Annotated in this window: 10 protein-coding genes and 1 pseudogene; 10 read left to right on the top strand and 1 reads right to left on the bottom strand. The window is 46.8% G+C overall.

Features of this window, described 5'->3' with window-relative positions; translation table 11 throughout:
- Window positions 1–123 precede the first annotated feature (123 nt).
- Complete coding sequence (locus EL173_RS09040) at window positions 124–897, top strand: phosphotransferase family protein (RefSeq protein ID WP_005687826.1); 774 nt, start codon at window positions 124–126, stop codon at window positions 895–897.
- Window positions 898–1028: 131 nt separating this feature from the next.
- Entirely contained in the window at window positions 1029–1673 is a 645-nt protein-coding gene (gene trmB / locus EL173_RS09035) for a tRNA (guanosine(46)-N7)-methyltransferase TrmB (protein ID WP_005687828.1), read from the top strand.
- Window positions 1674–1742: 69 nt separating this feature from the next.
- On the opposite strand, the gene EL173_RS09030 is transcribed toward trmB, so the two are convergent.
- Window positions 1743–2081 carry a hypothetical protein gene (locus EL173_RS09030; RefSeq protein ID WP_014571393.1) on the bottom strand — a complete coding sequence of 113 codons (339 nt, stop codon included), beginning with the start codon at window positions 2079–2081 and terminating at the stop codon, window positions 1743–1745.
- A 282-nt stretch (window positions 2082–2363) separates the two neighbouring features.
- Between EL173_RS09030 and EL173_RS09025 the strand changes: the two genes are divergently transcribed.
- From EL173_RS09025 to EL173_RS08985, 8 genes and pseudogenes are all read left to right on the top strand, one after another.
- Window positions 2364–2681 carry a thioredoxin family protein gene (locus tag EL173_RS09025; RefSeq protein ID WP_005687831.1) on the top strand — a complete coding sequence of 106 codons (318 nt, stop codon included), beginning with the start codon at window positions 2364–2366 and terminating at the stop codon, window positions 2679–2681.
- A 14-nt stretch (window positions 2682–2695) separates the two neighbouring features.
- Window positions 2696–3334 carry a YtpR family tRNA-binding protein gene (ytpR, locus tag EL173_RS09020; RefSeq protein WP_005689786.1) on the top strand — a complete coding sequence of 213 codons (639 nt, stop codon included), beginning with the start codon at window positions 2696–2698 and terminating at the stop codon, window positions 3332–3334.
- Window positions 3335–4697: 1363 nt separating this feature from the next.
- Window positions 4698–6418: pseudogene (locus EL173_RS09010) on the top strand (DNA translocase FtsK); the annotation flags it as partial.
- The gene (gene murC / locus EL173_RS09005; protein ID WP_126298228.1) at window positions 6418–7728 is read left to right on the top strand and encodes a UDP-N-acetylmuramate--L-alanine ligase; all 1311 of its coding nucleotides are present in this window, start codon (window positions 6418–6420) and stop codon (window positions 7726–7728) included. The pseudogene EL173_RS09010 and the gene murC, both read left to right, overlap by 1 nt.
- Before the next feature lie 340 nt (window positions 7729–8068).
- Window positions 8069–9574 (top strand): AcpB/EbpR/MafR family transcriptional regulator, encoded by a 1506-nt coding sequence (locus tag EL173_RS09000; protein ID WP_005689776.1) that lies wholly within the window; start codon window positions 8069–8071, stop codon window positions 9572–9574.
- A 414-nt stretch (window positions 9575–9988) separates the two neighbouring features.
- Window positions 9989–13519, top strand: a complete 3531-nt coding sequence (locus EL173_RS08995) for a WxL domain-containing protein (RefSeq protein ID WP_014571391.1) — start codon at window positions 9989–9991, stop codon at window positions 13517–13519.
- A gap of 31 nt (window positions 13520–13550) precedes the next feature.
- Window positions 13551–14339, top strand: a complete 789-nt coding sequence (locus EL173_RS08990) for a WxL domain-containing protein (RefSeq protein WP_005689772.1) — start codon at window positions 13551–13553, stop codon at window positions 14337–14339.
- Between the two features lie 6 nt (window positions 14340–14345).
- Window positions 14346–14711, top strand: coding sequence for a hypothetical protein (locus EL173_RS08985; protein ID WP_005689770.1), 366 nt, complete (start codon window positions 14346–14348; stop codon window positions 14709–14711).
- Window positions 14712–14725: the final 14 nt, after the last annotated feature.

Here is a 14725-nt window from a genome sequence, read left to right as displayed (position 1 = left end):
TCACTTTGCCTCTTGACGTGAATTTCTCAAGTTAGTAATATTGAACGTGGACGCACGAGCGCCTGGGAGTGTCTTTTTGACGATTAGAACCATTCCTGCGGCCAGATATAAGGAGTAGTGCCTATGGAGTTTGAATTAGATGCCGGGTGGTCCCTGCAACCTGCAGGCGGTTCCACCGGTAGTGCGTTTCTTGGGGTTTATGCCAATCAAAAGTATTTCCTAAAACGTAACGCTTCGCCATTTCTTGCGGCACTTTCAGTCGAGCATATTACCCCACGCCTATTATGGACGCGTCGGGTTAGCACCGGTGATGTGTTAACGGCACAAGAATGGTTGGACGGTGAAACATTAACCCGCGAGCAAATGATGCAGCCGGTGGTAGCCAAAATGTTGGCGCAGGTACACCATTCAAGTTTATTAAAACGAATGCTTCGCCAAGTCGGTGGCCAAATTCTTGATCCAGCGCGGTTACGCCACGATTTATTGCAAGACTTCCCCCGTGACCTTACAAATCAGCCGCGGGTTAAGCGTGCTTTGAGCGACTTACAACAGTGGTTACCGCGGGTGACGGTTCAAAGTGTCTGTCACGGCGATCTCAATCATAAAAATTGGTTGCGTGCTGGTGGCCGACTTTATTTAGTTGACTGGGAGCAGGTGGCATTAGGTGATCCGGCTTATGATCTTGCTGATGTCATGGCGCATTATGGTCATCGCAATTCATGGCCAGCGTTTCTAAGAGCCTATGGTGCCAACAATGATGAATCTTTGGAAAATCGGCTTTATTGGTATGGCGACTTGCATTTATTGAACGACATGAAAGCAGCAGCACAGCACCAGCGAACAGATGAGGTCGCACAAGTTTTGCAACAATTTGAGACATTGCAGTCGACCCATTGAATGGAAGCTGTAAGCGCGTGGCAAAGGGCCTGTGGCAAAATCCGGTTTTGTCTCAGGCCTTTTGATTGTCGACACGGGACAAACGATCACCGCGAAGAATCATCACAATTATGAAATAAAGGAAGACATGCATGCGATTACGTAACAAAACTTGGGCGAAACCATTAATAGCCGAGCATCCTGAGCTAATTCTTGTTCGTCCGGAAAAGATGCCGGGGCAGTGGCAATCGCGATTTAAACAGAATCAACCGCTTTATCTTGAGGTTGGTTCTGGCAAAGGCCAATTCATTGTTGCGATGGCGCAGGCTCACCCGGACTGCAATTTTATTGCTTTGGAATTACAAGAGGCTGCTATTGCCATGATCCTGAAGAAACAGGCAGTCTTAAAACTTCCCAATCTTCAACTGGTTTTGGGGGATGGTGCCGACTTAACCGATTATTTTGCTGAAGCTGAAATTAGCGGTTTGTTCTTAAACTTTTCTGATCCTTGGCCAAAAACGCGGCATGAAAAGCGGCGGCTGACATATCGGCGTTTCTTGCAACAATATCAAACGATCATGAAACCAGATGCACGGCTGCAATTTAAGACTGACAATCAAGGCTTATTTGAATACTCGCTGGTTAGTATGAACAATTTCGGCATGACTTTTGAACTCGTCTCGCTTGATGTTCATCATGATCAACGCATTCCGGATAATGTGCCGACAGAGTACGAAGAAAAGTTCAGCGCTGATGGTGGCCGAATTTATGAACTGGTTGCGCGCTTTAAGGCCTGAGTGAGCGTGCATTTTTGACATTGATAATAGATTAAGTGGCAACTAAGGCGTGCAGCCTTTATCATGAATCTAGGCAGTGGTGATGGGTTGCTGTTTGATGCGCCATAGCGAACCATCAGCCAAGGCTAGAAAGGCTATTTGTCGGTGCAGTTTCGAATGACGAAGAATCATACCGCCGCGATACACTTGGATACGCTGATGATGGTCATTGATGGTGAGCGGTTGTAGCTCGATCCAACTTGTTTCAATGGTTCCTTCCTTCGCAAAATTACGTTTTACCTTGGTTAAAATGCGGTTGGAAATTCGTTGATTGCGGTGACACCAATACCCGGCAAGCGCCGTACCAGTGGCAATAAATGCTAATGACAGCCCAATACCGGAAAGTAATCGAGACCTTGAAATGGACATCGTGAAGTCCTCCTTTTGACGTGAGCTGGTGCGTTTAGCCATTGTAATTTCAGTGTGTTCACGTCTTGACTGCTGAAAATGGAACCTTTACATGCCTATCTTGGATAAGCGCAGGATGACGTTGCGCTGAAACACGCTCGCCAGCCTTGGCGAACGCTCTGTTGCTTATGGATTGCCACACCGCTGTTTTAAGTATAATGTAAAAGACGGTGAGCGGCATTGCGCTGCGAAAGTTTTCCTGCTATAGTCTACTTATAATTAGTAAGCGAAAGGATGTTGGCCATGAAGGAATTAGGTTCAAATGCAGCGATTTTGGATGAGGTAAAAAAGCCTGGTAAGAAAATGCTTTTCTTCTCTGCTAATTGGTGCTCGGATTGCCGTTTTATCAAACCAGCAATGCCAGAGATCGAAAAAGACTTTTCGGATTATGAGTTTGTTGCGGTTGATCGGGACAAGAATCTGGAAGTTGCCCAGGAGATGGGTGTTTTTGGTATTCCAAGTTTTATCGCGTTTAAAGACGGTAAAGAAATCGGCCGCTTTGTTAACAAAGATCGTAAAACAAAACAACAAGTCGAGGATTTCATCACCGGCTTGAATTAATTTTGGAGGTTCAAATGCTCATTACCAGTTATAATCAACCGGCTTTTGGTGATACGCTTATTGCCATCACGGGACCGGATACTGAGACCCAGACATCGCAACGCAGCGGGGATATTGTGGCAATTTTAGATGATCAGAATCATGTGATTGGCTACAACTTTTTTAATGTCAGTCAGTGGTTGGGAGCCGTGGATGGACACGGGCAGATTCAATTGACCGCTGAACAGGTGGCTCAATTAAATGTTGCCATCCAGCAAGCTGATTTACCGGGTCAGCTTGAAGTTGACGAAAAGCCCAAGTTTGTCATTGGTAAGATTGTTGATTTCAAAGATCATCCCGATTCTGATCACTTACATGTCACGCAGGTCGATATTGGTGATGAACAGGTTCAAATCGTTTGCGGCGCGCCGAATGCTGCGTTAGGCCAGACGGTGGTTGTTGCGTTGCCAGGCGCCATGATGCCAGATGGTAAGATTATTTGGCAGGGTTCTTTACGTGGGGTCGCGTCTTACGGCATGATTAGCAGTGCGCGTGAATTAGCGATTCCAGGGGCACCACAGCGGCGTGGTATTTTGGTGATGCCGGACAATCTGGCTGCCGGAAGTCCGTTCGATGCCAAGGAAGCGGCGGCAGTGGTTGCGGCTCAGGCGTAATTGCTACGGTGAAAATACAAAAAATTTTAAAGAGAGGCTCGTGGGCAGATAAGCTCACGAGCCATTTTTCGATTCTTAGACGGTTATAGTGACAATATTGGCATCAATACCTATAGTCCTGCGATCAGATTCAATGCGAAGATGACGGTCATAGCTAATCCTAGTAAGAACATGGCTTTTCGATAAGGAGACCTAACATTCATCTTTTTGCCAATCCAGCCCAAAACAGGGGCGAATACAAAAGTATTTAGTGCCCAGTCATTCAAGGCCTCCCTGAACTCTTCTTCAGAGAACCGATAACAGGATACCAATAGAACAATGCCGCATATGATCAGTAGAACATCAAGAATTAGGAAAAGCATGTTGTCAGCCTCCAATGAATGTTTGTAGCAACGACAACTTGTGTCACAACTAAAATCTGCTCCATTATAGATTAAGTGTCAATCATTTTTCCTGTTCCGTACAAGCCGACGTTTTTCCGGGAAAAGGCGCTACCGGTGTCGTTTTGATCCTTACCTTTATTAACGTTAAAAGGCAATGCCAGAATCAGGCTATTTTCAAACTAACGCTGATTTTGCCGAGTTATTTTTCAATCCAGGATTCGGCGAACTGATGCTTATGCTAAAATAGAGACACTGTCGAAACACGATAAAAAGGGGATTTGATCATGGCGCATTATGATGGGCCGGCATTTTTACATCAGAATAAATCGCCAGCATCGCAATCCGGGGAAACAACCGCGAACTGGCAGCAATCAGAAAATGACGCGTATCAATTGCCACCGCAGATTACGCATGAAGCCACGCATGAAGTGAATCCGCAAAAAGTCGCTGAGGCACAGGCGGATTTGCGCGCAATGACACATCCGCGAGCCGACCATCAGCGCAATGGGTTAGCGCGGCTGACAACACCCAACAGCACTGTCAGAAACGTGCAGCGGGATCAAACGGACTATCGCCAAATTGCGGCGGTATTGAAACCGGATGAACAAAGCCTTTATCTTTTTGCCGGACATGGGGTCAGTCCCAGTTCGCAGGCCGCCACTGACCCGGTTGCGATCGCCGTGGCTTCGTCAGTGGCGGCACCAGAAGCGACGCGTTCAAGTGAGTCGCTGGAGACAAGTGCAAGCAGCATGGCGTCAATAACTGAGAGCCCTGATGAGCATTCAGAAGCGACCGACTCGAAACAACAAACGGAAGCGGATGGCGCAACACAACAAGCCTCCAATGAAACAACATCGAGCTCCTCGGCATCCGATAACACCAGTGCCCCGCATCCGCCGATTCAATCGGTGGCCAGTGTGAGCGGCAGCGAAGCATCACGCCATACTGCGGAAATAGCTACTTCTTTGACATCGATGGGCAAATCTCATGGCCCTAATAGTCGAAAAGCAGCCCGCATTGAGGCATTAAGGCGTAAGCACGAAGCCAAAAAGTTGCGGAAAGCATTGGCCGCCCAAAAAGCTAGGGAATCCGCATCGGAACAGAAAGACAATTCCCAAAAGGCGTTTTCCAGGCCGCAAAGTACGGCTGGCACCACGGCATCAGTCACACAGCCAACGAAAAGCAGCTTGTCAGCAGAAACAACCGAGCAGCAGGCGGTTAGCTCACAGCTGCCTGCTTCGATGACGACGCCGGAAGCCACGCCCGTTTCAAGCGGTGATCAAGGTGAGAGTTCTGAAACAATCCCACCGGTTCGCTTATTATCACCACCAGTTGTTGCTGATCAAGCAGCCCAACAAGACTGGGTGCATCATCAGCGGCAGCGGTTGGATCAAACGTTGCAGGCATTTAATGTCGATGCGCATGTCGTTGCCGATACGATTGGGCCAACCGTAACGCAATTTCAGGTGAGTCTTGCTAGTGGGGTTAAAGTCAGCAAGATTACAAACCTCAATGATGATTTGAAGTTAGCCTTAGCTGCCAAGGATATTCGAATCGAGGCACCGATACCCGGTAAGAATACAGTTGGGATCGAAATTCCTAACTTGAAACCGCGTCCGGTCATGTTGCGGGAAGTTCTGGACACGCCGGCATTTCAGAAAGCTAAGTCGCCGTTAACCATTGCGCTTGGCGTGGATCTTTTTGGTCAGCCGGTTGTCACGAATCTTGCTAAAATGCCGCATGGACTGATTGCCGGAGCGACTGGATCCGGTAAGTCTGTCTTTATTAACAGCTTACTGGTGTCGCTGCTGTATAAAGCGACTCCGGAACAGGTGCGGCTGCTTTTGATTGATCCCAAAGCAGTTGAGTTAGCCGGTTATAACGGTTTGCCGCACCTGGTCTCGCCAGTGATTTCTGATCCAAAAGCGGCGAGCGCGGCATTGAAGTGGGTGGTTACGACGATGAATGACCGCTACAAAAAACTGGCTGCAGCAGGCGTACGTAATCTTGAACAGTTCAATGCAAAGGCTAAGCGGCATCATGAGTTTGCTCAAGTGATGCCATATCTGGTGATTATCATTGATGAGTTGGCAGATTTGATGCTGGCGGCTGGCACTGAGATCCAAGACGACATTGCTAGGATTACAGCCAAAGCGCGGGCAGCCGGCATTCACTTACTTGTTGCGACTCAACGGCCAAGTGTCGATGTGATCACCGGTACTATCAAGAACAATATCCCTACCCGCATTGCCTTTATGACGGCGAGTCAAATTGATTCCCGGACCATTATCGATACGGCTGGGGCTGAGCGGTTGTTGGGTCGTGGCGATATGCTTTACTTAGGCAATGGTGCCAGTCAGCCAATTCGGCTACAAGGCACCTTTGTCGATCGGGAAATCGATAGCATTGTTGCGTATGTCAAAAGTCACCGCGGTCCAAGGTATCTTTTTGATCCGGCAGGGTCAAGTCCGCTGAGGCTAGCAATACGCATGAAGATGAACTGATGCCTGAGGTGCTGGATTATCTTGCTGGTGAACGGCATATTTCGACATCAAAGTTACAGCGCGTCTTTTCTATTGGGTATAATCGCGCCGCCAACCTGATTGATACGTTGGAGGCCAAACATCTGGTCTCCGCAGCAAAAGGGGCAAAACCGCGCGAAGTTTACTACACACAAGCAAAGGAAGAGGAACATTCGTGATGACAGAGGCAACTTATTATTTTATTGGCATTAAGGGTTCAGGCATGAGCGCATTGGCATTGGTACTGCATGATTTGGGGCATCAAGTGTTGGGGAGTGATATTACCCAATATACGTTTACCCAGAAAGGCTTGGCGGCTGCCGGAATCACGATGCTTCCGTTTGATCCGGCTAATCTAAAGCCCGGTTACACTGTGATTGCCGGTAACAGCTTTACCGATGAGCATCCGGAAATCAAGCAAGCCAAAGCGATGGGGCTTAAGATTTATCGGTATCATGAATTTCTTGGTCAGCTGATTAAGGGGTATACCAGCATTGGCGTGGCGGGTGCGCATGGTAAAACGAGTACCACCGGTTTACTTGCCCACACGTTAAGCGGGGTTGCTAAAACCAGTTATCTGATTGGCGATGGGACTGGCAAAGGCGTTCGCGATTCGAAATTTTTTGTTTTTGAGGCAGACGAATATCGGCGCCATTTTCTGTCCTACCATCCCGATTACATGATCATGACGAACATTGATTTTGATCACCCCGATTATTATCACGGGTTTGAAGATGTTTACGATGCATTTGAAACCGAAGCAAATCAGGTCCAAAAGGCGATTGTCGCATGGGGCGATGATCCTTGGCTGCGCAAACTAAAAGCTAAAGTTCCTGTTTATTATTACGGCACCAGTGACCGTGATGATTTTCAGGCCCGCAATGTCAAGCGTGATACAAAAGGCAGCAGTTTTGACGCGTACTTCCATGATGAATTGATCGGCCACTTCTTTGTGCCACTGTTTGGCGAACATAGCGTCCTGAATGCCTTGGCAGTTGTGGCTGTCGCGCATATGGAGAAACTTGATGCAGGCTTGATCGCGCGCGAACTCGGTAACTTCAGTGGGGTTAAACGCCGCTTTGCCGAAAAAGATCTTAAAGACATGATCATTGTCGATGATTATGCGCACCATCCGAATGAGATAAAAGCAACATTGGATGCGGCCCGGCAGAAATATCCTGACAAAGCGATCATCGCTGTTTTCCAGCCCCATACTTATAGTCGGACGCAAGCATATGAACCGCAGTACGTTCAAGTCTTGAGCCAAGCCGATCAGACGTTCCTGACTCCGATTTTCAGCTCCGCGCGGGAAAAGAATGGTAAAATTCGCTCAGAAGACATTGTGGCGCAAATCAAGGGTGCCGCTGTCATTCAGCAAGCGGATATGCGACCGTTGCTGAAATTCCACCATGCTGTGGTTGTCTTTATGGGCGCAGGCGATATTCAGAAGTATGAAAAGGCTTATGAAGATCTACTGAGTCAGGAGTAACATAAATGGCTTTATTGCCAAGCTGGTGTGCTGCATGTGACATGATAGTGAGACAGTATGAGCGGCCATGACAATTGAATAAGCTGTGTTTGATTAACGGTTTTGGAGCAAGTGCTTGCTCTGGGACCGTTTTTTGAGTTGTGACGGTTTTATCCTGACAAAAGGGAGAATGCGCGCTGCTTGTTTTGTAATCAGAAGAGGACTAAATTTTAGCTGACTTGAATTCGCTTACATTTCTATTTGTTTCAACGAATTATTATGTTAAGATTCATCTAATATCAGTGTCGAACGAAGGAGTTATGAATTTTTCAGGGAATCTATTGATGAGGGGGAGTAGGCTATGAATCTTGATGATTTTCTGGAGAACGATGAACGTCGGGAGGTTCAGTTGTTGCAGTTATTGCTAAAGGCGGGGGCTGCCGGTTGCTTGTACACAACCGCCATCACAACGCTGGGGGTGTCAGCAAGCACAATGGGAACAACCGTCGCCGCACTTCAGCAGCGGATTAGAGGCTTCGATGCTGCCGCTGATATTAGCGTGACTGATTCAGGCGGTCAGCGTTGTATTTGTTTGCAAACACGCACACCCGTTAATTTTAGTGAGCTCTATCGGCAATTGTTAGTCCAATCGAAAAGTTATCGGATTTTACTAACCTTGCTGCAAAAAGGCAAAGTGAGTGCTGATGAACTGGCACAGTTGCTATACATCAGTAAACCAGCTGTTTTTCGTCGGATCAAACTCTTGAATCAGGTTTTGGCAGCATTTTCACTACAGATTAAGGGCGGTACCCTCATTGGGCCGGAGATTGCGTTGCGCTATTTGTATTATCGGCTGCTGCTAAATAGCCATGATTACGACACCTTAGCCTCGTTTACGGAAGCGTATTCGTTACGGCAGTTTATCGCAGCGTTTGAAGCTCGGGAACATTTGAAATTTTCGATGATCGGACGACTCAAATTAAGTATCTGGTTGGACATTGCACTCAAGCGGCATTTTGCAGCGGAGCAAAACCGCGTTAAGACCAGCAAAGAACCGCTGCTCAGCTTGGATCACAACCACCTTTACCGCGGGATTAGAAACTGGTTGTTTGATTTAGCCCGCCAATATGCACTTGTCATTGATGAATTTGAAGTTTCCAGCCTTTATATCTTTATGACGAGTATGGAGATTCTGGACCTGGATGATCGTGATTTATCACCGGTTGCTCAATATTTGGACGAGGTAACTCCTGAAATTAAAAAAATTCGTGCCCAGTTAATGGCTCGAATTGAATTAGCTTACCCAGCTTTTAAACGGCGATTTACGGGCGACACGCAACTGCGAATTCGGTACATTTTGAACCAAATTCAGATGCATGCCCGCTTTTTTTCGGGCCATTTTCATCTGTTTGATGGGGAACGCATTAACTATCAAGTTGATCCAGCGGTGTTACAACATTTAGAAAAGATGGCTGGTGAATTGGCGATGCTGACTTTTAACCATGCACAGCAGTCACCTAGCCCTGAGCAGCTGCTGTTTTTGAAGCGCCGGTATTTGAATGTGTTGTTGTTAATTCACGTACAAAGTGATGCGCCGTTGTATGTTGGCATCTGCATGCATGACGACTGGTCCATCACAGCAGGTATGGTGGCCCGGTTGCGCGTTGCATTAGCCGGTTATTATCACGTCATCATTGACAATGCCGTGACCGATCGCGTGTACGATTTATTGATTACAAACTCCGCAACGGCTGCTAGACAGATAAAGGCAAAAGAACGCTATTTATTGACAGGTATTGAAAATCGTTATGATCTGGAACAAATTATGGCTTTATTGGCAACGATTGATCAAAAGCGGAAACAATGAACGTGTGATAACCCTTCATATTTGGGTAAGTGTCCAGAATTTTACATTTGACAGCTAACTCTTTTCAGGCGAAGAGGCTTTTCGGATATGTTGCGAAGCCTTTTCGCCTTTTTGATATGGATTATTTGCAACGATGGCTCGGCTAAAAGATGAATTCGACCTTATGAAATAACGTTTGTAACAGAATGAAGTGACGGAAGAAGGCCATCCGTAAAAAGACCTGTCCGTACAGGATTAATCAATAAAATATAATGTAATAAATAAGATTAAAATAATACAAATGCGATTCTTAGCTCAAATCATTAAAGTTTTTCGCAAAAATGTGAGAATTATGAGAACAACTACTCCCCTAGAATGGAGTCCATGTCAATTTATATTTTTTAGATGGATTTTTAAAAAAGGGGGGTGTCCGAAGTGCCGTCAAGATTTAAAAAAATGTGGCAGGTAATCAAAAAAACTGCCGGTATTGGGTTGATTGGCGTCAGTATCTTACTAACGCTTACCGTTCTCGGCGGTACCCAGCCGGATATTAAACGTTTCTTTCATTTAACCAGCAACTCTGTGTATGCAGCCGATGATCAACCTGCAAACCCACAACGACCACGAGCTACTATTACCGGTCAAGATGCGGTGTATACGCTTGGTGAATTTTTTACGCCGGAGTCACATGCTAGGCTCTTTAAACAAGCCACTGAGCCTGGTGGTCTATCGATTCCATTTGCGGATAAAAGAATCTGGGCAGTTTTGCCTGAGAAGCTTAAGCAAGCGACGCGGTCGATGGGGTTACAGGAACGTTATGCCCGATTTGACACGATCCTTGCAAAAACGCCGGTTGATTTGACGTTTGATTCTAAGTTCGGGGTGGCGACGGGTAAAGGTACAGCGCAAACCCAGTATGGAGATGCGGTGATTGCCGGTGCATCTGATCCTAAGAATGGTCGCGATGCAATGGGCGCTTTGGTTTTCATTGATCGAGATGCAGATGGTATTTCTAAAGTGATCGCGACATCCGGTAAAGGTAATGACAATGAGCCAATCGCACCTCACTTTGGCAACCGATTCTATGGTAGTTATGAATATGTTCAGATGCGGGATCATCAAAGTATTAATCTGAGCTATTTCAATATCAATGACGCAGTTGCCAATGGGACTACTCGCAAACAAGACTTTTTGAATCAGTGGGGACTTAACCGGGTTCAGCAGGCAAGAATGGGGGATATCATCAAGGTCTGCAATGCTGAAGGAAAAATCAGCTTTGCACGTGACTCTAAGGTGTATCAACTGAAAAAAGAAAACTTTCCGAATATTGATCAGGCCATCTTTTTCCAAATGACGCCGGCTGGATTTGTACCGTTACATGTGAACCAGCTGAAAACCCGTCCAGTCGATGTGCCGCAGAACGCAACGGATGCAGAATTAGACGCTGCGTTTCCTAAAGCCTTGAACTTGCGGGATAACATCATTGCAGAATGTTTTGCTGGACGGCCGGATGTGAGCAAGCCAGGTAAAACGAAAGCCGTTGTACGGGCAATTGAAAAATTGTATGACGGCAAGTATGCCAAGTTTGATTATGAAGTGGAACTGAATGTGATTCCGGCAGGCGAGTTGACCGTCAAATCTGGGCAATATGTATTAGGCGAGCGCTGGGGGATGCAAAGTATTGAGCGTATGTTCACTCAGGCGCAACAGCGAGATGGTACACCGGTTTTGTGGGGGGATAAGCAGCTTTATCCATTGAAAGCCCCCGATGTTGAGAAACATTTACAACCGGGTACCCAGCGGATTGACGAGTTGTTTAAAGATGCAGCTGCCCCAATTCAGTTTGATTCCAAAACCGGACATCTAACTGCACGGCCAACCGCGACAGCAAATTATGGTGATGCGATCATTTTAAAAGGCTATGAATTGCATTCAGGACGCGATGCCGGGGGTGCATTTGCCTTGATTCATGATGACGGCCTGAAAGTAGTTGCCACTGCAGGCGGGTCAAAAGACAATCAACCTATTCATAACCGATTCCCGAGCGAGCCGTACTTGGGCATCACCCACGTTCCTATGAAAGATGAAAAAGTTAAAAACTTATCCGAGGTGGCGGTGAAATGGGCGTCTGGTGATTTAGGTAAGCAAGACTTCCTTAATTTATGGGGTAAAGATCGGGTTCAGCCTGTGCAAGCAGGCGATATTATCAAAGTCGTCAACGTTGAAAGAAAGATTAGGTATACCCATGATTCACAAGAGCAGCCCCTCAACGATTTGGCCAACAAGAATGAACTTTATTTTGAAATTACGGATCAAGGCTACCAATTGTTGCGGGTGAATCAATTAGTACCACAAAAAGCCAATATTCCAATTAATGCTTCAGCAGCGGAAATGGATTTGCGACTATCGCAGTTCTTTAAATTATCGGATAAATCAACCTATAAGATTAAAGGTTTTAAAAAACGACCAGATGTTTCAAAACTTGGGGATACCACGGCTACAGTGACGGTTTCCCAGAAGTATGGCAAAGATAAAACAATCGAAGCTGACTATGATGTTCCAGTGGCCGTGGTGAAACGCGCAACATTTTCGACCCAATCGCAAACTTTGAAGTTAGGTGAAGTCGTTACAACGGATACTTTAGGCAACATGCTAAAAGACGCGCTTGAGTACGATGATCGCCGCATTCAATGGGGGGATAAAGCGCTGAGTGTCACCATGCCTGACAAGTTGGCTAAGCTCTTACGCAAAGATACAAAGCGATTGACAAAGATCAGCAAACCAATTGACGTGACCATGAAGTTTGAGGCCAGCACTGGCACGGTGTTATCAACGAGTCCGGTGCTGACCGACTATGGCGATGCACTTGTTTTCAACGGTTACGAACTATTCACGCGTAATGCCGGTGGTGCCTTGGCGTTGGTGAAGGAAGGCAACGACTGGTTGATCGTGGCTACTGATGGCGCAGAAGATGACAATCGCAATGTCCACGATGTTTTTGCCGGTGAACCGTATTTAAGCGTGAGTCTGTACGAAGCAGCTGGTGATGTGCTTAACCTGCAGGATCCAAAGCAACAAGTCACGAGCATGGCAGCCCAGGGTGATACCCCTAAGCAGCAATTGCTTGATCAATGGGGAGACAAGCGCGTGGTCAAAGCCAAACTCGGGGATGTCGTGGTGGTGAATCATCGTGAAGATAAGGTAAGTGTGGCGCATGCAGGCAAACGCGAACCCTTGAAAAAGCGCGCCAACAAAAGAGAGTCCCTGTTTGAGGTGACGGCTTCGGGTTACAAGTTTTTGACACTGAATCAGGTCAGCTTCAAATCTTTAACCATCGAAAACAACAGTGACCCGCAGCCCATTCGTGAAGCGGTGACGAATACCGTCAAAAAGCAACAGCCACATTTGAAAGTGGAAAATATTAAGTTTCCCGATTTGAAAACCGTGGGGCATAAAACCGTTACGGCAACTGTTAGCCAACCAAGTTTGACAGAAGCTAATAAGCACATCAGTTATGACTACCAGATCCCTTTGGAAGTCACTGAAGGCACCTTGAGTTTTACCCAAGCACCGGCAGCGCTCAATTTTGGCACCGTTAAGATTGATGGCCAGACGCTAGAAGTTCCTCGAATTGGCGATACGCCGATGACGATTCGGATTAAGGACGGCCGCAGTCAAAAGAAGCCATGGCAACTTTTGATTCAACAAAGTCAGCCGTTTACCGATCGTCATCAGCATGAATTAAAACAAGAATTACTCTTTTTCAGACAAGACGGCCATGACTATCCGATCAAACTTAAGCAAGATCAGCAAGTTAAGGCGGTTGCGTCTCAAACGATCCAACACACGTTTACGTATGATACGCAAGCAGGGGTACTGCTCAAAATACCTGCTAATGACTTTGACTTTACGGCCGGTACGTACAATTTTGGTCTGCAGTGGACCCTAAGCGATGCACCACTTTAACTCAATTTAGAAATTATGGAGGAATCAACTAATGACTCGTTATGGATACCAGGCTTTACTCGCGACTGCTGCATTATCGGCAGGGCTACTGGCTTATGGCGCAACAACCGTCAGTGCTGACGATGCGCGTACTGTTACCACCCAAGGAAGGGTTAAAATCATGCAAACCGACACCAAACCGGATATTTTAAACCCGTTAGCGCCACAAAACAAAACGCCAGGAACCTTTGCCGGGGTGGATAACACGACTCATGCTGGCGGCGAAGGTTTAACACTGGACTATGTTTCTCGCTTCAATTTTGGACCGTTGAAACTGGATGCGGTTAATGATGCCGTGGCATACGCCGAAGCCGATCAATGGGTGACTAAAGACGGCAAGAAAACAGCGGCGCCTAATCACATTCAGGTCACTGACAAGCGACTTGGTAGTGATCGTTGGAAAGTCAGTTTAAAAGCGACCGATCTGAAGTCCGAAGAAAAAGATCAGGCCGGCAAAGTGACCAAAACCGTGGTCTTACCAGACGCCGCAATCTCCTTGCTTGAAAGCAGCGTTATCGATGGCCAAGCCAAAGATGCGAGTGCGCGTTTCGGACTCAACAAAGCGATTAAGGTCTACACTGGCGATGCGCAAGCGGTTGATATTTTGAGTGTTAGTGACGGTCAAACGGCTAAAGGAACCTTCATGGATCTGTTTAATCAGAAACAAGCAGATAAAGGGGTTGCCTTGACGGTGCCAGCCAAAAGTTATGCAACGGAAGGGCTCAAGTCGGGAGATTTTTCCACCACGCTGACTTGGACGCTGACCAGTGCGCCGCTGTAAAACCGAATGAGAGCAAATCAAAGGCTAGTGTGGGTGGCAGTCTTAATTGGCATTGTTGTTGCGGCACCGGCAACGATGACCCATGCTGACGAAAAGACTTCCGTGGCTCATGTTCGCATTCTGGTTGAGCCGATGAGCGATCCCAAAATTGTGAAGGTTGTAACGCCGGATTCGCCAAGCGATGATCGGCTGCCTACCTCTCGCCAGAAACCGGCAATGGCCGATACAAACAAGAAGAAAGCCACTAAGCATGCAAAACTGCCAGCGCTACAAGAATCATCATATCTGATAACTGTCTTAGCAGGCGTCTTTTTCTGGTTGGGTCTCCTACGGGCATATTATCTGTATCAATCTCGAAAACTAAAACACTAAGAAAGGAAGCGCCG

Source organism: Lacticaseibacillus rhamnosus, from assembly GCF_900636965.1.
GTDB classification, from domain to species: Bacteria; Bacillota; Bacilli; order Lactobacillales; family Lactobacillaceae; genus Lacticaseibacillus; species Lacticaseibacillus rhamnosus.
The sequence above is the reverse complement of the archived record's forward strand: the minus strand, read 5'-3'. Positions and strand labels throughout refer to the sequence as shown.